The 20,483-nt window shown below is 70.6% G+C and carries 17 protein-coding genes; 5 read left to right on the top strand and 12 right to left on the bottom strand.

Annotation, left to right across the window (positions count from 1 at the left end; all coding sequences use genetic code 11):
• The first annotated feature begins 28 nt into the window (after positions 1 to 28).
• A complete protein-coding gene (locus AB0J55_RS34875) occupies positions 29 to 1,492 on the top strand; it encodes an NAD(P)/FAD-dependent oxidoreductase (RefSeq protein ID WP_364258480.1) in 1,464 nt (487 codons plus the stop codon).
• Positions 1,492 to 3,150, top strand: coding sequence for a GMC family oxidoreductase (locus tag AB0J55_RS34870; RefSeq protein ID WP_364258477.1), 1,659 nt, complete (start codon positions 1,492 to 1,494; stop codon positions 3,148 to 3,150). The genes AB0J55_RS34875 and AB0J55_RS34870 overlap by 1 nt, the downstream gene beginning before the upstream one ends.
• A gap of 3 nt (positions 3,151 to 3,153) precedes the next feature.
• Here the strand turns inward: AB0J55_RS34870 and AB0J55_RS34865 are convergent, their stop codons facing one another.
• Both AB0J55_RS34865 and AB0J55_RS34860 read right to left on the bottom strand, forming a co-directional pair.
• Entirely contained in the window at positions 3,154 to 4,395 is a 1,242-nt protein-coding gene (locus AB0J55_RS34865) for a hypothetical protein (RefSeq protein WP_364258474.1), read from the bottom strand.
• Positions 4,396 to 4,535: 140 nt separating this feature from the next.
• A complete protein-coding gene (locus AB0J55_RS34860; RefSeq protein WP_364258471.1) occupies positions 4,536 to 6,023 on the bottom strand; it encodes a glycosyl hydrolase family 18 protein in 1,488 nt (495 codons plus the stop codon).
• A 146-nt stretch (positions 6,024 to 6,169) separates the two neighbouring features.
• Between AB0J55_RS34860 and AB0J55_RS34855 the strand changes: the two genes are divergently transcribed.
• Positions 6,170 to 8,533 carry a Tex family protein gene (locus tag AB0J55_RS34855; RefSeq protein WP_364258468.1) on the top strand — a complete coding sequence of 788 codons (2,364 nt, stop codon included), beginning with the start codon at positions 6,170 to 6,172 and terminating at the stop codon, positions 8,531 to 8,533.
• 91 nt (positions 8,534 to 8,624) lie between these two features.
• Here AB0J55_RS34855 and AB0J55_RS34850 read toward each other — a convergent pair whose 3' ends face one another.
• Genes AB0J55_RS34850 through AB0J55_RS34835 form a run of 4 tightly spaced genes read right to left on the bottom strand, consistent with a single transcriptional unit; the run spans position 8,625 to position 11,977 of the window.
• On the bottom strand, positions 8,625 to 9,053 hold the full coding sequence (locus AB0J55_RS34850) for a hypothetical protein (protein ID WP_364258465.1): 429 nt from the start codon (positions 9,051 to 9,053) through the stop codon (positions 8,625 to 8,627).
• Positions 9,054 to 9,057: 4 nt separating this feature from the next.
• Positions 9,058 to 9,828 carry a fumarylacetoacetate hydrolase family protein gene (locus AB0J55_RS34845; RefSeq protein WP_364258462.1) on the bottom strand — a complete coding sequence of 257 codons (771 nt, stop codon included), beginning with the start codon at positions 9,826 to 9,828 and terminating at the stop codon, positions 9,058 to 9,060.
• The gene (locus tag AB0J55_RS34840; protein WP_364258459.1) at positions 9,825 to 10,274 is read right to left on the bottom strand and encodes a nitroreductase family deazaflavin-dependent oxidoreductase; all 450 of its coding nucleotides are present in this window, start codon (positions 10,272 to 10,274) and stop codon (positions 9,825 to 9,827) included. Before AB0J55_RS34840 ends, AB0J55_RS34845 begins: the two co-directional genes overlap by 4 nt.
• On the bottom strand, positions 10,271 to 11,977 hold the full coding sequence (locus tag AB0J55_RS34835; protein WP_364258457.1) for an acyl-CoA dehydrogenase: 1,707 nt from the start codon (positions 11,975 to 11,977) through the stop codon (positions 10,271 to 10,273). Before AB0J55_RS34835 ends, AB0J55_RS34840 begins: the two co-directional genes overlap by 4 nt.
• A gap of 234 nt (positions 11,978 to 12,211) precedes the next feature.
• Here AB0J55_RS34835 and AB0J55_RS34830 point away from each other — a divergent pair, with 234 nt between their 5' ends.
• Positions 12,212 to 13,744, top strand: a complete 1,533-nt coding sequence (locus tag AB0J55_RS34830; protein ID WP_364258454.1) for a DEAD/DEAH box helicase — start codon at positions 12,212 to 12,214, stop codon at positions 13,742 to 13,744.
• 190 nt (positions 13,745 to 13,934) lie between these two features.
• Here AB0J55_RS34830 and AB0J55_RS34825 read toward each other — a convergent pair whose 3' ends face one another.
• Genes AB0J55_RS34825 through AB0J55_RS34815 form a run of 3 tightly spaced genes read right to left on the bottom strand, consistent with a single transcriptional unit; the run spans position 13,935 to position 16,669 of the window.
• On the bottom strand, positions 13,935 to 14,819 hold the full coding sequence (locus AB0J55_RS34825; RefSeq protein WP_364258451.1) for an ABC transporter permease: 885 nt from the start codon (positions 14,817 to 14,819) through the stop codon (positions 13,935 to 13,937).
• Positions 14,806 to 15,597, bottom strand: a complete 792-nt coding sequence (locus AB0J55_RS34820; RefSeq protein ID WP_364258448.1) for an ABC transporter ATP-binding protein — start codon at positions 15,595 to 15,597, stop codon at positions 14,806 to 14,808. Before AB0J55_RS34820 ends, AB0J55_RS34825 begins: the two co-directional genes overlap by 14 nt.
• A 19-nt stretch (positions 15,598 to 15,616) precedes the next feature.
• A complete protein-coding gene (locus AB0J55_RS34815) occupies positions 15,617 to 16,669 on the bottom strand; it encodes an ABC transporter substrate-binding protein (RefSeq protein WP_364258446.1) in 1,053 nt (350 codons plus the stop codon).
• Between the two features lie 206 nt (positions 16,670 to 16,875).
• Here AB0J55_RS34815 and AB0J55_RS34810 point away from each other — a divergent pair, with 206 nt between their 5' ends.
• Complete coding sequence (locus AB0J55_RS34810; protein WP_364258443.1) at positions 16,876 to 17,268, top strand: hypothetical protein; 393 nt, start codon at positions 16,876 to 16,878, stop codon at positions 17,266 to 17,268.
• A 4-nt stretch (positions 17,269 to 17,272) separates the two neighbouring features.
• On the opposite strand, the gene AB0J55_RS34805 is transcribed toward AB0J55_RS34810, so the two are convergent.
• From AB0J55_RS34805 to AB0J55_RS34795, 3 genes are read right to left on the bottom strand one after another with little or no spacing between them, the layout of a single operon-like run.
• The gene (locus AB0J55_RS34805; protein WP_364258945.1) at positions 17,273 to 18,280 is read right to left on the bottom strand and encodes an S-adenosylmethionine:tRNA ribosyltransferase-isomerase; all 1,008 of its coding nucleotides are present in this window, start codon (positions 18,278 to 18,280) and stop codon (positions 17,273 to 17,275) included.
• A gap of 2 nt (positions 18,281 to 18,282) precedes the next feature.
• Positions 18,283 to 18,996, bottom strand: a complete 714-nt coding sequence (locus AB0J55_RS34800; RefSeq protein WP_364258441.1) for an SDR family NAD(P)-dependent oxidoreductase — start codon at positions 18,994 to 18,996, stop codon at positions 18,283 to 18,285.
• Positions 18,997 to 19,040: 44 nt separating this feature from the next.
• Positions 19,041 to 20,408, bottom strand: coding sequence for a cytosine permease (locus AB0J55_RS34795; RefSeq protein WP_364258438.1), 1,368 nt, complete (start codon positions 20,406 to 20,408; stop codon positions 19,041 to 19,043).
• Between the last annotated feature and the right edge of the window lie 75 nt (positions 20,409 to 20,483).

Below are 20,483 nucleotides of genomic sequence, written 5' to 3'. Positions count from 1 at the left end.
CAGGCGTCCGGTGCGTAGCTTTTCCCGCATGAGCAGTGCGGCGAACGGGCCATCGGTGCTGATCGTGGGCACCGGATTCGGCGGCATCGGAACGGCCATCGAGCTGAAGCGCGCGGGGTTCACCGACTTCACGATCCTGGAGAGCGCCGCCGAACCCGGCGGGGTCTGGCGGGACAACACCTACCCGGGCGCGGCCTGTGACATCCCCTCGCCGCTCTACTCCTTCTCGTACGAGCCGAACCCGCGCTGGCCGAAGCGGTTCTCGCACCAGCCGGACATCCTCGCCTACCTGCGGGCCGTCATCGCCAAGCACGGCCTCGAGCCGCACATCCAGTACCGCACCGAGGTCACCGGAGCCGCCTTCGACGAAGAACGCGGCCTCTGGCGCGTCGAAACGAAGGGCGGGGAGACGTTCGAGGCGAACGTCTTCGTGCCCGCCGTCGGGCAGCTGTCGCGGCCGGTGCTGCCGGACATCCCGAACCGGGAAAGCTTCGCCGGGGACGCGTTCCACTCCGCGCGGTGGGACCACGGTGTCGAGCTGACCGGGAAGCGCGTCGCCGTCATCGGGACCGGGGCCAGCGCCGTGCAGTTCGTGCCCGAGCTGCGGAAACGGGCGCAGCACGTCACCGTCTTCCAGCGCACGCCGCCGTACGTCATGGCGAAGTCCGATCCGAGCTACCGGCGGTGGCAGCACTGGCTGTTCGAGCACCTGCCGCCCACGCAGCTGCTGGGCCGGCTGCGGATCTTCCTGCTCGCCGAGTACGCCACCTACGCGATGACGCGCCACCCGGTTCTGGCGAAGATGTTCGAGCTGCGGACCGCGCAGCTGCGCCGCCGCCACATCAAGGACCGCGAGCTGCGCGCGAAACTGACGCCGGCCTATCCCCTGGGGTGCAAGCGGATCCTGTTCACCAACGAGTACCTGCCCGCGCTGGCCCAGCCGGACGTCGACGTCGAGACGCGGCGGATCCGCGAGATCACCGAGAAGGGCGTGCGGGTCGAGGACGGCACCGAGATCGAGGCGGACGTGCTGATCTACGGCACCGGGTTCGCCGCGACGGAGTTCCTCCACCGGATGGACGTGCGCGGCCTCGGCGGGCGGTCGCTGCAGGAGGAGTGGTCCGGCGGCGCGCGGGCGTACCTGGGCATGACCGTGCCCGGCTTCCCGAACCTGTTCTGCGTCTACGGGCCGAACACGAACCTCGGCGCCGGATCCATCATCTACATGATCGAGCGCCAGGCGCGGTACATCCGGCAGGCGGTGGAGCAGCTCGCCCGGCCCGGGGTGTCCTACCTGGACGTCCGGTCCGACGTCGAGCAGCGGTACGACCGGGAGGTGCAGCGGCGGCTGGGCCACAGCGTGTGGAGCGCCTGCACCAGCTGGTACCGCCAGGCCGACGGCCGGGTGACGACCAACTGGCCCGGCCTGGTCACCGAGTACGACCGGCGGACGCGGCGGCTCGACGTCGCGGACTACCGGGTGGTGGCGTGATGGACTACGACGTCCTGGTGATCGGGTCTGGCTTCGGCGGCAGCGTCACGGCGCTGCGGCTGACCGAGAAGGGCTACCGCGTCGGCGTGCTGGAGACCGGCCGCCGGTTCGCCGACGACGAGTTCGCGAAGACGTCGTGGCGGGTGCGGAAGTACCTGTGGGCACCCGCGCTGGGCTGCTTCGGCATCCAGCGGCTCACACTTCTGAAGAACACGTTCGTGATGAGCGGCTCCGGGGTCGGCGGGGGTTCGCTGGTGTACGCGAACACGCTGTACGAACCGCCGGACGGCTTCTACGCCGACCCGCAGTGGGCGCACATCACGGACTGGAAGGCCGAGCTGGCGCCGTACTACGACCAGGCGAAGCGGATGCTCGGCGTGGTGGAAAACCCGGCGACGACGGCTGCGGACCGGGTGCTGAAGGACGTGGCCGAGGACATGGGCATCGGGCACACGTACCGGCGCACGCCCGTCGGCGTCTATTTCGGACAGTCCGGAGTGGACCCGTTCTTCGGCGGCGCCGGTCCGTCGCGGTCCGCCTGCACGCTGTGCGGCGAGTGCATGACCGGGTGCCGGGTCGGGGCGAAGAACACGACGGTCAAGAACTACCTGTACCTGGCCGAGCGGGCGGGCGCGGTGGTGCACCCGCTGACGACGGCGGTGACGGTGCGGCCGATCGACGGCGGGTACGCGGTGGACACGCGGCGCACCGGCGGTTTCTCCCGCCGGACGTTCACGGCGTCGCAGGTGGTGTTCTCCGCGGCCGCGCTGGGGACCCAGCGCCTGCTGCACCGGATGCGGGACACCGGAACGCTGCCGCACGTGTCCCCGCGGCTCGGGCTCCTGGCCCGCACGAATTCGGAGGCGGCGCTGGCGGCCCGGTCGCTGCGGGCCGGCCCGGACTACTCGCGGGGCGTCGCGATCACGTCGTCGATCCACCCGGACGCGGTGACGCACGTGGAGCCGGTGCGGTACGGGCGCGGCAGCAACCTGATGGGCCTGCTGGCGACGGTGCTGGTGGACGGCTCGCCGGGCCGCCGCCGCTGGGTGCTGGGCCTGCGGGAGCTGTGGCGCGCCCGGCGCGACCTGCTGCGGATCCACAACCCGCGGCGCTGGTCGGAGCGGATGATCGGGCTGCTGGTGATGCAGACCCTCGACAATTCGGTGACGACGTACACGAAACGCGGGTTGTTCGGCCGCCGCATGACGACCCGCCAGGGTGCGGGAGCGCCGTCACCCTCGTGGATCCCGGCGGGCCACGAGGTGACGCGCCGGGTCGCGGAGAAGATCGGCGGGCTGCCCCAGGGGGCGTGGACGGACCTGGCGAACATCCCGATCACGGGCCACTTCATCGGCGGCTGCGCGATCGGCGATTCGCCTTCTTCGGGGGTCGTGGACCCGTACCAGCGGCTGTACGGCTACCCGGGGCTGCACGTGGTGGACGGGTCGGCGATCTCGGCGAACCTGGGTGTGAACCCGTCGTTGACGATCACGGCCCAGGCGGAGCGGGCCATGGCGTTCTGGCCGAACCGCGGCGAGGAGGACCCCCGCCCGCCGTTGGGCGCCGGGTACCGGCGGGTGAGGGCGGTGGCGCCGAAGAACCCGGTGGTCCCGTCGGACGCCCCGGGCGCCCTGCGGCTGCCGTTGACGCCCCGCTGAACATCACCCTCCCAGCAACTTCTTGACGAACTCGACCAACCCAGAAAAATTTCCAGCCGACACCGTGATCGCGATGACGGCAAGAATGCCGAAGAACTTGAGCAATGGCCCCGTTATGCGAACCGAATCGTTGAACACTTCAATTGCGCCTCGAAAACTGAGACTGGCGAAGTCGACGTCGACCGAGTCGGCGGCGAACCTCGAATGGATCTCTTCAGAGACGCAGACAGGGTCGCGATGCCAGAGCAGAGCTGCCGCATACGGCAGGAATTTTCTCATGACCAGTTCCTGGCGCTCCATCGACTGCACGACGTTTTCCAATAATTGAGCAGCGAGCATCCTGCCCGCGAGTTCGATCTTCATCGACTGCCCTTTAGGGAACCGGCGGTCGAATCTGCGGGAGCAGCGAACCAGGACCTGCGCAACTCTGGACGCCCGAGCATGAGCCTCACCCCTCCAATCGCCCGGACGGAAGAGCGCATAGGAAAATGACTCCTGATTGCCGTGAATATGACGAGATTCAGGCTTTCGCAACCTTCGAAGCCTGTCCAGCTCTTCAAAGCCGGCCCGCATCGCACCTTCGATTGCTTTCTCCATGACGAACAGCTCGAACTTCCGATAGGAATGAACCCGCCAGGATACCGTTACTGCGTATTTAACGAGAGCGATCGAGGCGAACACGGTTATCGAAAGCCAGAAAGACATCGCTTCGGAGACGGGCGCACGAGGATCACTCACTACAAAGAATCTGATCAATGCGGCTTCGAAGGAGCCGAGCAGTACCGACGCACGCAAGCACCAGCACCTGAAGAACTTGTCGGCGAGCAAGATCACCACCGGACGCGGCGGCGCCATGAAGGCGTCCTCCCACTCGCCGTTTTCCGCCCCAATCACAGCCTGTTCCACCTGAGCCCACATCACCATGACGAGCAGCCCATAGGAAAGCAAAACGACAACTGCGACGACACAACCAGCGACCGGCGATCCGGTTGACTGCCCCACCGAGCCGCCGACGAGCACAACAACCATGCTCGCAAACACCGACGCCACCAGGACCCACGTCACCACGGCGATCTCGGCGGCCCCACCCCCGAGCGCAGTACCGTGCAAGTCCGACCGATACTTCTTCTTCGCGAAGAACGCGAACAACAATCTACGCAAACTCAAGAAGACAAGAATGTTGACAAGCGAGAAGAGAATAGCCAAGGCCACACATATTCCCAGCTCGGTCGCCACTTGATGCATGCGCCCTCCCCGCCGAGGTCCGACGGGACACGACCTTGCTATCGAGTACCGCCGAAGTCAACCGCGAGGTACAGCCGGAACACTGGCGTGAAACGGCCCTCCCGGACCGCGCCGTCCGGGAGGGCCGTCTCAACCCACGGTCACGGCAGGCCCGCGAGGCCCGCCGACACCGTGTTGGCGAACGCGTACCCCTGCGACGCGTCCCAGTTGATCGACCACGTCATCGCGCCGCGGATCGACGGGTACGTCGCCGACGGCTTGAAGGAACCGCACGACGTGCCGCGGGCCAGGCAGTTCAGCGCCGACACCGTGTTCGCCGGGGCCTGGTAGCCGCCGCCCGCCGCCTGGGGGGAGGCCGGGAGGCCCAGGCCGACCTGGTCCGCTCGCAGGCCGCCCTGCAGCTGGATGCAGGCCAGCGCCGTCAGGAAGTCGACCGTGCCCTGCGAGTACACGTTGCCGTTGCAGCCGTTCATCGAACCGGAGTTGTAGTACTGCATGTTGACGATCGTCAGGATGTCCTTGATGTTCAGCGCCAGCTGGAAGTAGCCGCCCGCCGTGGACTGCATGTCGATCGTCTGCGGCGCCATCGTGATGACCTTGCCGCCGCCGTTGTAGATGCTGCGCAGCGCCTGGCCCATGTACGTGGCGTTGATGCCGTTCTCCAGGTCGATGTCGACGCCGTCGAAGCCGTAGTTCGAGATCAGCGACTTGATCGAGTTCGCGAAGTTGTTCGCCGAGTTCGAGTCGCTGACGCTGATCGTGCCGTTCTGGCCGCCGACCGAGATGATCACCTTCTGGCCGCGGGCCTGCACCGTCTTGACGTCGGCCTTGAACTGGGCGTCCGTGTAGCCGCCGAGCTGCGAAGACAGGCCCGAGTCGAGCGTGAAGCTCACCGCGCCGGGCGTGCCCGTCGCGTCCGCGAAGGACACCGCGATGATGTTGTACTTCGTCGGCACGTCGGCCAGCTTCAGCGCCTTGGCGCCGTTGTAGAAGTTCTGCCAGTAGCCGGTCAGGACGTGCTTCGGCAGGTCACCCTGCGTGGGCGGCGTCGTGGTGGTCGTCGTCGGCGGGGTGGTCGTGGTGGGCGGTGTGGTCGGTGTGGTCGGTGTGGTCGGCGTGGTCGGCGTCGTGGTGGGCGGGGTCCCCGGGCCGTCGAGGCTGATGTCGTCGGCGTAGTACCCCGGCTGGCCGTACCAGCCGTGCAGGTACACCGTCAGCGACGTGCTCGAGCCGGTCGTGAAACTCAGCGACAGCTGCTGGTAGCCACTGGTGCCCGGGGTCCACGTGCTGGCCGTCGCCGAACCGGAGACGCCGAGGTAGACGTAGCTGCCCTGGACCCAGCCGGACAGCTTGTACGCCGTGTTCGCCGAGACGGTGAGCGTCTGCGAGCACTGGGCGTTGTCCGACGAAGACGGCGTCGCGCTCAGGGCCCGGCTGCCGCCGTGCACCGGCGAGCTCACCGCGGCCGCCGTGCCGGTGCACGTCCAGCCGGAGGTGCCGGCTTCGAAGCCGGGGTTGGCCAGGATGTTGGCCGCCGAAGCGCTGCCGGCGAGCACGAACGTCACGCCGAGACACAGCGTGACCACGGAGAGCAAGAAAAGCAGGGCGAAGCGGGCCTTGGGGACCACGGGCGAACCTCCACGACACGGGTGAGGCAGGTCACCACAAAATGGACTAGACCAATCTGATTGTCAAGGAACCCCATCCGAAAGTCGGGGTGCCGGAAACGGCAGAATGTGACGATCGGATCCAGGCGAAGCAGGAGCGTGTTGCAGTGAGCGTGTCGGTCGAGCAGAAGATCGCCGAAGAACTGGGCGTGCGCGAAGGACAGGTCAAGGCCGCCGTCGAGCTGCTCGACGGCGGCTCGACCGTGCCGTTCATCGCCCGCTACCGCAAGGAAGTCACCGGCATGCTCGACGACGCGCAGCTGCGCACGCTCGAAGAGCGGCTGCGCTACCTGCGGGAACTCGACGAGCGCCGGCTCGCCGTGCTCGAGTCCATCCGCAGCCAGGGCAAGCTCGACGAGGCCCTGGAGGCGTCCATCCTCGCCGCGGACACGAAGTCGCGGCTGGAGGACATCTACCTCCCGTTCAAGCCGAAGCGCCGCACGAAGGCCATGATCGCGCGCGAAGCGGGTCTCGAGCCGCTGGCCGACGGCCTGCTGAACGACCCCAGCACCGACCCGCAGGCCGCCGCGGCGGTGTTCGTCGACGCGGACAAGGGCGTCGCGGACGCGCAGGCCGCCCTCGACGGCGCCCGCGCGATCCTCGTCGAGCGCTTCGCCGAGGACGCCGACCTCATCGGCGACCTGCGGGAGAAGATGTGGGGCCAGGGCCACCTGGTCGCCAAGGTCCGCGCCGGCAAGGAGGAGGAAGGCGCGAAGTTCTCCGACTACTTCGACTTCTCCGAGCCCTACACCAAGCTCCCCTCGCACCGGATCCTCGCGATGCTGCGCGGCGAGAAGGAGGAGGTCCTCGACCTGACGATGGCGCCGGACGAGCCGAGCGACGAGCCGCAGGTCGGCCCGACCGAGTACGAGCAGCGCATCGCGGCCAAGTTCGGGATCACCCAGCAGGGCCGGCCGGCCGACAAGTGGCTCGGCGACACCGTGCGCTGGGCGTGGCGCACGAAGATCCTCCTGCACCTGGGCATCGACCTGCGGATGCGGCTGCGCCAGGCGGCCGAGGACGACGCCGTCCGCGTGTTCGCGTCGAACCTGCGCGACCTGCTGCTGGCCGCCCCGGCCGGCACCCGCGCCACCATGGGCCTCGACCCGGGCTTCCGGACCGGCGTCAAGGTGGCCGTCGTGGACGCGACGGGCAAGGTCGTCGACACGCACGTCATCTACCCGCACCAGCCGGCCAACAAGTGGGACCAGTCGATCGCCGAACTCGCGGCCCTGTGCGCGCGGCACCGGGTGGAACTGATCTCGATCGGCAACGGGACGGCGTCGCGCGAGACCGACAAGCTCGCCATCGAGCTGATCAAGAAGCACCCGGAACTGAAGCTGACGAAGGCCGTGGTCTCCGAGGCGGGCGCTTCGGTGTACTCGGCGTCGGCGTTCGCGTCGCAGGAACTGCCGAACATGGACGTCTCGCTGCGTGGCGCGGTCTCGATCGCCCGGCGGCTGCAGGACCCGCTGGCCGAGCTGGTGAAGATCGACCCGAAGTCGATCGGCGTCGGGCAGTACCAGCACGACCTGTCCGAGGTTTCGCTGTCGCGCTCGCTCGACGCGGTGGTCGAGGACTGCGTGAACGCGGTCGGCGTGGACGTCAACACGGCGTCGGCGCCGCTGCTGACCCGGGTTTCGGGCATCACGACGGGCCTGGCCGAGAACATCGTGGCCCACCGCGACACGAACGGCCCGTTCCGCTCCCGGACGGCGCTGAAGGAGGTCGCGCGGCTCGGCCCGAAGGCGTTCGAGCAGTGCGCGGGCTTCCTCCGCATCCCGGACGGCGACGACCCGCTCGACTCGTCGGCGGTCCACCCGGAGGCGTACCCGGTGGTCCGGCGGATCCTGTCCAAGACCGGCACCGACATCCGGTCGCTGATCGGTAACACGCGGACGTTGTCCTCGCTGCGCCCGGCCGAGTTCGTGGACGAGCAGTTCGGTCTCCCGACGGTGACGGACATCCTGTCGGAGCTGGACAAGCCGGGCCGCGACCCCCGCCCGGCGTTCAAGACGGCGACGTTCGCCGAGGGCGTGGACAAGATCTCCGACCTCAAGCCGGGCATGCGCCTGGAGGGTGTCGTCACGAACGTGGCGGCGTTCGGCGCGTTCATCGACGTGGGCGTGCACCAGGACGGGCTGGCCCACGTTTCGGCGCTGTCGAAGAACTTCGTGAAGGACCCGCGCGAGGTGGTGAAGCCCGGGGACATCGTGAAGGTGAAGGTGCTGGACGTGGACGTGCCGCGCAAGCGCATCTCGCTGACGCTGCGCCTGGACGACGAGCCGGGCGCGGGCTCCCCGCGCGGCGGCGAGCGCCGGGACCGCGGCCAGGGCGGCGGCGGCCAGCGCCGTGGCGGCCAGGGCGGCGGCGACCGTCGCGGCGGTGGTGGTGGCCGGGACCGCGGCGGGAACGCCGCGGCTAGCGGGTCCATGGCGGACGCGCTCCGGCGGGCCGGCTTCGGCAAGTAGGTCTCCGCGGCAGGCGGGTCACCTCAGGGTGGCCCGCCTCGCCGCGGGCGGGTCACCTCAGAACTGCCCGCCTTGCTGCAGGCGGGTCAGCTCAGAACGGCCCGCCTTGCCGCAGCGCGAACAACCCCACCGCGAGCAGCACCACCGGCACCACGGCGGCGGCCCCGCTGATCAGCCACAGCCCGCCGCGCCACCCGCGCGGGGAAGCCTCCAGGACCAGCCGCCGCACCAGGGCCGCCTCCACCACGGCCGTCAGCACGAACCCCAGCCCCACGCTGAAGATCGCCGCCGCGCCGACGGAGAGCAGCCCCGAGGCCGAGGCCGCGCCCAGCGGCGCCGCCACCTCCCAGCGCACCACACCCGCGGCCGCCGCCAGCAGGGCCAGCAGCAGCACGAACGCCACCACGAAGCCGATCCGCGCGGTCATCGGCCGCGGCCCGCGGGCGACGATCCAGAACCCCGCGTCAAGTCCGGCGACGACCACCGCCAGCCCGACGAACCCCGCACGGAAAGTCAGCACCCGATCACTCTAGCGACGTGAACCGCACTTCCACGCTTCCCAGCGCGCCGAAGTCCGCGACCACGTGCCCACCCGCGTGGATCGGGCACGGCGGGGTCGCCGTACCCGTCGTCACGATGTCGCCCGGGCGCAGCGCGCGGCCGTGGCGGGGCAGCTCCATCGCCAGCCAGTGCAGGGCCAGCCGCGGGTCGCCGAGGACCAGGCTGCCGCTGCCGCGGGAAAACTCCTCGCCGTCCGCGTGCAGGACCACCGGGCGGCGGGGCAGGTCGAGGTCGCGCCAGCCCGGTACCGGACGGCCCTCGACGAACCGGCCCGCGCACGCCGCGTCGGCCAGCAGCTGCGGGCCGCCCGCGTGGCGGTGGTCGGTGTAGCGGCTGTCCGGCAGCTCGATGGCCAGGAACATCGTGTCGACCGCGTCGAGCACCGCCGTCAGCGACGGCGACGGGCCCGGGTCGGCCTTGAGCCGGAAGGCGAACTCCGGTTCGGCGACGCCCATCGTCATCGTGTCCGCCGGGACCGGCGAGCCCTCGGCGTGGTGGAACCGTTCGAACATCGCGCCCGGCAGCGGCCCGGGGACGTCGAGGTACTGCCGGGCGTACACCGTGGTCGCGGCGATCTTCCAGCCGGACACCGGTCCCGCCAGCCCGGCGAGTTCCGCCTGGACCGCCATGCCTTCGGCGAGGTCGCGCGGGCGGGCGCCGTCCGGGAGGCCGTCCAGCCGCTTGCCGGTCAGCCACGCGTCCCAGATCAGCTCCGCCGCCCGCGCTCGGTTCACGCCCGCGATCTTGCCAACCGGAACACCGGGTGTCGATCGGCTTCCGCGGCGAACGCCTCGGCCGGGTCGCCCGGCTTCGCGTCGAAGAACGGCGCTGTCACCGGCAGCTTGCGGACGTACGCGCGCAGCACGGGGCCGGCCGTGGCGGCGTCGGCCTCCTCGACCTCCCACGTCTCCCGGGTGGCGCCGCGCCACAGCCGGGCGGTGGCGTCGGCGCGGATGTTGTGCACCCAGCCGACCTGCCCGTACGGCGACACGAGCCAGCGCTCGCCGCCGACCTCGACCACGTTGACCGGGGTGGTCCGGTCGGCGCCCGTGCGCCGCCCGCGCGTGGTCAACAGCCAGCCGGTGCTGCCGGCGATCGGAACGCCGCGTCGCAGGCACGCGGCAACGAGGACGTTCACGGTCTTGCGGGCCACGCCCAGCCGGTACTTGCGCGCCGTCACGGCTGCATAGCGTAGACCCCGGAAAGCGCCCGCACCCGCGCCCAGACGTTCTCGAACCGCCCGGCGTCCACCACCGGCTTGCGCAGCGCGGCCAGCGCGATCGCCTGCTGGGCCTCGGTCGAGCTCGCCTTGCCGTTGAGGTCCACCGCGGCGACGCTGAAGTCCTGCACCAGCACCGCGAAGATCTGGTCGACGACCTCGTCGTCCAGACCGGTGATCCGGGCCTGCTCCAGGATCAGCTGGCCGTAGACGATCAGGGTGAACAGCTCGGTCAGCGCGAGCCCGAAGTCGAGGTCGGCCTGCTGGGCCTCGTCCGGCGCCGCCTCGGTGAGCAGCTTGACCAGGTAGCCGGCCTGCTCGGTGAACAGCGCGACGTTCGGGATGTGCGCGGCTTCGGCGTAGGCGGTCTTCCAGTCGTGGAACCGGACCTTCGACAGGCCGCGCGCCGGGCCCTGGCGGAAGAGGAACTCGTCGTCCGCGGGGTCCGTGCGCGTCGGCACCGGCGCGTACTCCTGCGGCGCGAACAGGTAGTTCGGCATGAACTTGGCGATCAGCGCCAGGTTCACGGCCACCGTGCCCTCGAGCTTCGGCAGGCCGTCGATGTCGTTCTTCGACATCGCCAGGTAGGTGTCGGCCTCGAACCCCTTGGCCGCCACGACGTCGGCGACCAGGCCGATCACCTTCTGCGCCTCCGTCGTCACCTTCATCTTGGTGATCGGGTTGAACAGCAGGTAGCGGCGGTCGTCCGGGTTCGCGCTGCGGAAGTAGTCGACGGCGCGGTCGGAGAACAGCTTCATCGCCGTCAGCCGCGCGTACGCCTCGACGAATTCGCGCCGGACGTGCGGGAAGTCCGTCACGGGCTTGCCGTAGAGGACGCGGTTGTGCGCGTGCGTGATGGCCTCGTACAGCGAGTGCGTCGCCATGCCGATGCCGCCGAAGCAGAGGTTGAACTTGCCGATGTTGACGGTGTTCAGCGCGGCGCTGAAGGCCTCGGCGCCGACGTGGAGGATGTCCTCGGCCCGCACCGGGTAGTCCTCGAGCCGGAACTCGGCGACGTACATCTGCGACGGCACGACGTTCTTCACGACGTGGTAGGCCGGGTGCTCGGAGTCGGCGTAGAAGAAGACGTACTGGTCCGGGCCGTCGACGCCGTCGATGCGGCCGAAGACCGACACCGTGCGGGCGCAGTTGCCGTTGCCGATGTAGTACTTCGAGCCGGTGGCGCGGTAGCCGTCGCCGTCCTTGGTGAGGACCATGTCGGACGAGTAGATGTCCGCGCCGTGGTCCTTTTCGGACAGACCGAAGGCGCCGACCCCGCCGGCGTCCAGCGCGTCCGCGGCGCGCCGGCGGGCAGCTTCGTTACCGCTCTGCCACACCGGGCCGAGGCCGAGGATCGTGACCTGCCACGGGTACCAGTAGTTGAGGCCGTAGAAGCCGAGGATTTCCGACAGCGCGGCGACGCGGCTGGTGTCCCAGCGCTTGTCCGGGTGGCCGCCGGCGTTCGCCGCCGGGGTCAGGAACGTCGAGAACAGCCCTTCCTTGCCCGCGAACTCGATGAAGTCCGCGTAGAAGGTGCGGTTGTGGTAGTCCTCGGTCAGCTTCGCCTTGCCGCGCTGCTCGAACCAGTCGATGGTGGCGCGCAGCAGGCGCCGCGTCTCGGCGTCGAAGTGCGCCGGGTCGTACTCGCGCGGGTTCAGCAGCATGGTCGTCCTCCTCGATTACCGACCGGTAACTTAGCAAGGCCGCGCGAGTGCGGGCAATCTCACTGGGGGTACGTCACCCTCTCCCGCTATACTGATCATGCGGGCCGCTCAGTTCTGCCTCGGCCCGCTGCTGTTGTCGACTACCACGCGCCGCGGCCGTTGACCGGTCTGCGCCGGGCAGGACAACCCTTCTCAGGTTACGGAGACCAGGGCATTCGCGTGCCCGCACGACTTATGAGCACTTTCGCTGAACTCGGCTTGCCGACCCCCCTCGTGGCCGCGCTGGCCTCACAGGGCGTCACCGAGCCCTTCCCCATCCAGGCGGCGACCCTGCCGCACACCCTCGCCGGACGTGACGTCCTCGGCCGCGGCCGCACCGGCTCCGGCAAGACGTACGGCTTCGTGCTGCCCGTGCTGGCGCGCCTCGCCGAGGGCCCGACGCGGCGCAAGCCGGGCCGGCCCCGCGCGCTGATCCTGGCGCCGACCCGCGAGCTCGCGACGCAGATCGAGGCGTCGATCCTGCCGCTGGCGAAGCCGCTGGGCCTGCGCGTGACGACGATCTTCGGCGGCGTCAGCGCGAACCCGCAGATCACGCGGCTGCGCGACGGCGTCGACATCGTCGTCGCCTGCCCCGGCCGGCTCGCCGACCACATGCGCTCCGGGCACGTGAAGCTGGACGCCATCGAGATCACCGTGCTGGACGAGGCCGACCACATGGCCGACCTCGGCTTCCTGCCCGAGGTCCGGCGGATCATGGACGCGACGCCGTCGCGCGGGCAGCGGATGCTGTTCTCCGCGACCCTGGACAACGGCGTCGACGTGCTGGTCAAGCGCTTCATGAACGACCCGATCACGCACAGCGTCGACTCGGCGCAGTCGCCGGTGTCGACGATGGAGCACCACGTCCTGCACCTGGAGGAGACCCACCGGCTGCCGGTCCTGGTCGACCTGACGGCGGCACCGGGCCGCACGCTGGTGTTCACGCGGACGAAGAGCCGCGCGAAGGCGCTGACGCGGAAGCTCGTGGCGTCGGGCGTGCCGGCGGTGGAGCTGCACGGCAACCTGGGCCAGAACGCGCGGACCCGCAACCTCGAGGCGTTCTCGTCCGGAACGGCCCGCACGCTGGTCGCAACGGACATCGCGGCCCGCGGCATCCACGTCGACGACGTCCGCCTGGTGATCCACGCGGACCCGCCGGTGGAGCACAAGGCGTACCTGCACCGCTCGGGCCGCACGGCGCGCGCGGGTGCGTCGGGCACGGTGGTGACGCTGATGACGGACGCGCAGGTCAGGGACGTCCGCGACCTGACGCGCAAGGCGGGCATCAAGCCGACGACGACCCAGCTGGGCCCCGGTCACCCGCTGCTGGCAGAGCTGGCCCCGGGCGAGCGAACGTTCTCGAAGGCCCCGGCGGTGGACAACCGCCCGAAGAAGGTCTCGGCAACGGGAGCAGCCCCGGGCGGCGGCGGCCGCGGCCGCCGCTCCACGGCCCCGAAGGAGAACCGCGGCGGCCAGCGTTCGCGCGCCAACGGCCAGGCCCGGCGCGAGGACCAGCAGCAGCGTTCGACAACGGCGAGCCGGGGTGGCCAGGGTCAGCGCCGCTCGGCCGGCGCGGCCAAGACGACCGGAACCGCCCGCTCGGCAGCCCCGGCGGCCGGCCGCCGCAGCGGCGGAGGCACGCCCGGAGCACCGGCGGCACCCAACCGCCGAAGCGGCGCGGCAGCGTTCTCGGCCGGCACGCGCGCAGGCGGCCGCCGCTCCCGCTAGGCCGGTAGATGTGCTTGAGCGGGCATCACGTGTGTCTGGGAGGGCATCACGCGTGATTGGGAGGGCATCATCGCGATGCCCCCTCCAGACACGCGTGATGCCTCTTCTATAGCGACGACGCGCCCGCCCTCAGAACAAGCTGGGTGGTCATCCCAGAGCCTGCCCGTCCGGCGAGGACATCAGTAAAACCCTAAAGCGACGAAGTAAGCCCCCGAGCCCGCAGCACAGCCCGTTCCAACGGGCGAAACACCAAGAGCTCGATCCCCACGCCGACCAGCAGGATCAGGAAGATCGCCGCAATAACCGTCTCCATGCTGTTGAACGACGAACCCTGATTCAGATACGCCCCCAGCCCGATCCCCAGCTGCGGCGACAGCGCAATCAACTCAGCAGCCATCAACGACCGCCACGAAAACGCCCATCCCTGCTTCAGCCCCGCCAAAAACCCGGGCAACGCAGCAGGCAACAAGATGTGACGGGCCGAGGACAACCGATTCGCCCCCATGACCTGACCCACCCGAGGCAGGATCGGGGGGATCTGATCGATCCCCGACACCAGCCCGTTGGCGATCGACGGCACCGACCCCATCAACACCACGAAGTAGATCGCCCCGTCATTGATCCCGAACCACAGGATCGCCGCCGGAACCCAAGCAACCGACGGAAGGCTCTGCAGCCCCGTCAGCAACGGCCCGATCGCCGCCCGGACCACGCGAACCTTCGCCACCACCAGCCCCAGCGGGGTACCGATCAGCACCCCAGCCAGGAAGCCGAGCGCCGCCCGGTGCACCGACGTCCAGACGAACCCGAACACCTGGCCATCGGCGACGATGCCCCAGAACTCGCCCCACACCGCCGCCGGAGACGGGAGCTGGGACTCCGGCCAGAACGCCGCCGCCCACAGGATCTGCCAGACCACCACCAGCAGGACCAGCGCGCCCACCGGCGGCAGGAACCCCCACGCGAACCGCTTCCAGAAGCCGGGACGGCGTTCGCCCACGGGGGCGTCGAGCGAATCCAGTCCGGCGCCGACCGCATCCAGGTCGGCCTCGGCGGACCGGTCAAGCTGCGGCATGGGTGCTGATCACCTCACGCAGGTGCCCGGTGATTTCCTCGGTCAGCTCCTCGGCGTCGGCCAGCGGCACGTCGGTCCACTCGCGCACGACCCGGCCGGGCCGCGACGACAGCAGCACCACGCGCTGGCCCAGCCGGACCGCTTCGCGCACGTCGTGCGTCACGAACAGCACCGACGTGCCCGTGCTGCGGTAGACGCGCAGCAGCTCACCCTGCAGGACGTCGCGGGTGATGGCGTCGAGCGCGGCGAACGGCTCGTCCATCAGCAGCAGCGCCTGCTCCGGGTCGCCGCCGACGCGCAGGGTCGCCGCCAGGGCGCGGGCCAGCGCCACCCGCTGCCGCATCCCGCCGGACAGCTCGTGCGGCCGCTTGCCGCCCGCGTCGGTCAGCCGGACCAGCTCCAGCAGCTCGGCGGCCTTCGCCCGGCGCTCGGCGCGGCCGAACCCGGCCAGCCGCAGCGGCAGCTCGACGTTGCGGGCCGCGGTCAGCCACGGCATCAGCGCCGCTTCCTGGAACATCACCGCGGGCCGCGACGTGTTCAGCGTGATCTCGCCCGCCGACGGCGCGTCCAGGCCCGCGACCAGGTTCAGCAGCGTGCTCTTGCCGCAGCCGGACGCGCCGAGCAGGCAGACGAACTCGCCGGGCGCGACCGTCAGGTCCACGCCGTCGAGCGCGACGACCGCGCGGCCGGCGGTGCCGAACGTCTTGCGCACGCCGTCGAGACGCACCGCGGTCGCGCCGGTGAAACTGGTACGGCCGGTCGGGAGGGTCGTGGTCATCTTCGGCTGCCTCTCCGGATCACTTGGTCAGTTCGGGAGCGTCGACGGCGGGCAGGTTCTTGGCCTTCAGCACCTCGTTGAGCGGACCGAAGTCGGCGAAGCCCTTCAGCGCCACGGCCGACTTCACCACGCCGGCCGTCACCGAGTCCTGCGCGAGCTGCGGGAATTCGGCGGCGATGGGGTCGGTGGTCAGCTCGATGCCGGAGAAGGCGCGGTCCAGGACCGCTGCGCTCAGGGTACTGCCGGCCAGCTCCTTGAGCGCCCCGTTGACCACGGTCTTCGCGTCCGCCGGGTTCGCCTTGGCCCAGTCGATGGCGGCGAGCTCACCCTTGAGGATCGCGCGGACGGTGTCCGGGTGCTGCTGCAGGAACTCGCTGCGCACGATCACGACGGTGGTCGGGAAGCGGCCGCCCGGCCACAGCGTCTTCTCGTCGACCAGGACCTTCGCGCCGGCGTCGAGCACGAGCCGGGACGCCCACGGCTCGGGCAGCCAGCCGCCGTCGACCTCGCCCTTCTTGAACGCGTCGAGGGTCTTGGGGTTGTCGAGGTTGGTGATCTTGACCTGCCCGGTCAGCTGCTTGCCGGCCAGGAACTTCTTGAGCGCGACGTCCTGGGTGTTGGCCAGCTGCGGCGTCGCGATGTTCTTGCCCTTGAGCTGGTCCACGCCGGTGATGTCCGGCTTGACGACCAGCTGCGCACCGCCCGAGACGGCGCCGGAGACCAGCTGGATGGCGCCCTTGGACTTGGTGAAGGCGTTGATCGCCGGGCCGGAGCCGAGGAAGGCGACGTCGAGGGAGCCGCCGAGCAGGGCGTTGACCTCTTCGGGGCCGGCGTTGAAGGTCTGGGTGGTGAGCTTGGTCGAGCCGAGCTCGTTCTTGAAGAAGTCCTTCTTGACGCCGATCAGCGCGGGGGCGTGCGTGACGTTCGGGAAGTACCCGACGCGGACTTCGCCGGCGGCGCCCTCGTTGGCGGCCGGTGCCGTGCTGCTGTCGGCGCGCGAACAGCCCGCGAGCACGCCCACGAAGGTCAGGGCGGCCAGCGCCGAGGCCAGGGTTCTCCGGGAGGTGCGCACGTCAGCATCGCCTTTCGTCGGTGTCCGGGCGAGGTTCGCACGGTCACCCACTCAGGCGCATAGCCATCCGCATCCCGGGACACCTCGTGAGATTTCTTGACATCGGCGGCCACGGCCCCTAGCGCCCGCGGAGAAAGTCGCCGGCGCGGGCAACCGCTCGCGTCACCCGGACGTGGTATGGGTGACCACGGATACGGGAGGAAGTCATGACGAGCACCGCACCTCGACGGGGCCACGGGGCCACCGGCGTCCGCGTGGCGCTGGTCTTGCTGTTCATCGGGCTGGGCCAGGCGTCGTTCGAGTGGCTCAGGTCACTCGGCATGGACGCGGTGACGGGCCTGGTGGTGTGGGCGATCCCGGTCGTCACCGCCGCGGCGGTGACGCTGGTGCTGTGGGTGGCGTCGGACCGCGCGTTCAGCCTGCGCAACTGGCTGCCGGTGGCGATCTCCATCCCGGTGTACCTGGCCGGGGCGTTCGGCCTGGCCACCGGGACGGCGAGCCTGGTGGCGTCGATCGTCAGCGGCGTCGGGCTGGGTGTGGCGGTGGTGACGGTCTCCGCGCTGATCCGGTCGCGCCGGCAGGCCGAGGTGCGTCAGTAGCGGTTCAGTGGCGCAGCAGGAGTGACACGTCACCGAACTCGTGCCACAGGTACCGCCGCGCCACGGCGGCGTCGTACGCCCGCTGGACCACGTCCGCCCCGGCGACCGCCTCCAGCAGCAGCAGGTGTGACGCGTCCGGGGCGTGCAGGCCGGTGACGATGCCGTCCACCACGGCGGCCGGGCGGTCCGGGCCCAGGACCAGGTCCGTCCAGCCTTCGGCCGCGTGGACGGCACCGTCCGAGGCCGCCGACTCCAGCGCGCGGGCGGCCGTCGTGCCCACCGCGATCACCCGGCCCCCGCGGTCACGGACCCACGACACGAGCGCCGCCGTCGTCGCCGGGACGCGGAAACGCTCGGCCTGGGGTGGCTCGCCCGCCTCCGGGGACGACACGCCCGTGTGCAGCAGCAGCGGGGCGAACAGCACCCCTTCCGTCACCAAGCCGGTCACCAATGCCGGCGTGAACGGGCGCGCCGCCGAGGGCATCTCGGCGCTGCCCGGTTCGCGGGCGAACACCGTCTGGTAGTCCGACAGCGGCCACGCCCGCGGGACGTACCCGTAGCGGATCGGCCGGCCGGTCTCGGCCAGGAACCGGGTCACCTCCTGCGGTACCTCGGCCCGCCACAGCCGGGCCGCGCCCGGGACCACCGGGGCCAGCAGCGTCAGGGATGCGCCCGCAGGCAGCTCCAGCCGCTCCCCCGGGCGGCCGTCGAGCAGCGGCCCGCCGGGAGCGCGCAGCTCGACGACCCACGAACCGTCGTCGAGCGAGGTCGAAAAGTGGACCACGATCGGGCGCCCGTCCCGGCGGGCGTCGACAGCGGCCGGGAGGGTGCCGGACGTGTTGACGACCAGCAGGTCCCCCGGCCGCAGGTGCTCCCCCAGCGCCGAGAACACCGTGTGGTGGACGCTCTCGGGCGAGGCGACCAGCAGGCGGACGCCGTCGCGCGCCAAGCCGCGGGCCTCCGGTGGCGCTGACGCCGAGAGGTCCGGCGGTAGGTCGAACTGGACGTTCATGCTCATGAAAACTCCGGGCGCGCAGCGCCTCCGTTGAGGGTGGCGGTGGGGGCATGGATGGACAGAAGGTCGGCGGCGCGGTAGCGGCCGCTGGGCGGGCGCTCGTCCAGGAGCCGCAGGAACGCCGGAACGGCCGTCTCCGGCAGCGGCCGGTCCGAGATGTCCTCGCCCGGGAACGCCCGCTGGTGCATGGCCGTGCGCAGGTCGCCCGGGTCGACCGCGTACACGGACAGGTCCGGGTGTTCCACACCCAGGACGGCGGTCACCTGGTCGAGCGCGGCCTTCGCGGAGCCGTAGCCGCCCCAGCCTTCGTACGCCTCGACAGCGGCGTCGGAGCTGACGTCGATCACGACGCCCCGGGCCGCGGTCAACGCGGGCAGCAGCAACTGCGTCAGCGCAAGGGGCGCGAAGACGTTGACGCGGTAGACCTCTTCCAGATCCGCCAGGGGGTAGCGGGCCAGCGGCGGCAGCGGGCTGACCCCGAGCGAGCTGGCGTTGTTGACGAGCAGGTCGAGCTCGGAACGGGCGAGCGCGGCGCGGTGGGCCGGGTCGGTGACGTCGCCGGGGACGGCCGTGAAGCCGATCTCCTGCGCCACCGATTCCAGCGCCGCCGCGTCGCGGCCGGTGCCGATGACCGTCCACTGGCGACCGGCCAGGGCGGCCGCGAGCGCGCGGCCCAGCCCGGCGGACGCGCCGGTGACGAGTGCGGTGGGCATGGTGCCTCCTTCGAGGGGTACCACACCATCGTGAAACCTCTACATTACTTGAGGTCAACGCGGCCGCGGAGCAGCGAATACGCTGCCAGCGAAACGACGAGACCGACGTAGTACGCGAGGTCCGCCCCGTGCAGCGCCGCCGCGACCGGTCCGGTGTAGAGGGTCGTGTTCATGAACGGCACCGCCGCACCGAACCCGACGAGGAAGGCCACCACCGCGGCCCACGGGCGCACGGACACCGAGGCGAGGACGTCCACCGGGCGGCCGCCGCGGGTGCGCGCGAGCCAGTCCGGGACGACGACGCCGAGGAACGGCGGGATCCAGTAGCTGACGAACAGCAGCACGTTCTCGAACTTCGCCGACAGGTCGCCGCTGTGCATCCAGAGGATCAGCGCGAACGCGAGCACCGTGACGACCACCGCCGACACCGGGCGCCGCAGCCGGACGCCGACCGTCTGCAGCGCCAGCGAGCCGCTGTAGTCGTTCATCGCGTTCGACGACACCGCCGCCAGCGCGATCACCGCCAGCGCCAGCCCGCCGAGGAACCCGCCGCCGAGCAGACCGGCGACGCCCTTCGCCGTCTGGTCGCCCAGCGACGACCCCAGCGCGAGCCCGAGGCCCTCGCCGATCGCGTACGAGACGACGAGCCCGAGCAGGGTGGCCCGGAAGACGCTGCGGGACGACGTCGAAGCAGGGAGGTAGCGGCTGAAGTCCGAGGCGTAGGGCGCCCACGAGATCGCCAGCGACAACGTCACGGTCGTGAAGAGGACGACGCCGCCCGCCAGGTCGGCGCCCGAGGCCGTGTCCGCCGTGGCGATCGGGTGCCCGGCGAGGACCTTCACCGTCAGCGCGGCGAACGCGAGCACCAGCAGCACGCTCATCACCGCCTGCACGCGGTGGATCAGCGCGTAGCCGAACACGCCGAGCGTGCACTGCAGCACCAGCACGATCAGCACCGCCGCCCAGAACGGCAGCCCGGTCAGCTCCGCCAGCGCGTCGCCGCCGAACAGCCCGACCAGCGCGTCCCAGGCGATCGAGCCGAGCCACTGCACCAGCCCGGGCAGCACGACGCCGCCACCGAACGGCAGCCGGGCCAGCGGCAGCTGGCCGGTGCCGGTACGCGGGCCCCACGTCGAGAGGTAGGCCACCGGCAGCGACCCCAGCACGGTGCCGGCGAGCATCGCGGCCAGGCCGGTCCAGAACCCGAGGCCGAGCGACGCCGCGAGGGTGCCGGTGAACACCGCCGTCATCGTCAGGTTCGGCGCGAACCACACGCTGAACAGCCGCCACGGGCGACCGAACCGGTTGCCCGCCGGCACCGGCGCGATGCCGTGGGTTTCGATCGCCAGGTCCCCGCCGCCACGGGGCATCCGCCCGCCGAAGACCTCGGCGTCCAAGCCGTGTCCGCTCATGTCCTGCCTCCTGTCGCCGATCACCCTAAAGCGCAGCCGCGTGGTGTAACGCGACGGCCCGAACGGACGAATCAC

The organism is Amycolatopsis sp. NPDC049688 (assembly GCF_040674975.1).
Lineage (GTDB): Bacteria > Actinomycetota > Actinomycetes > Mycobacteriales > Pseudonocardiaceae > Amycolatopsis.
This window is presented reverse-complemented; position numbering and strand designations above follow the sequence as displayed.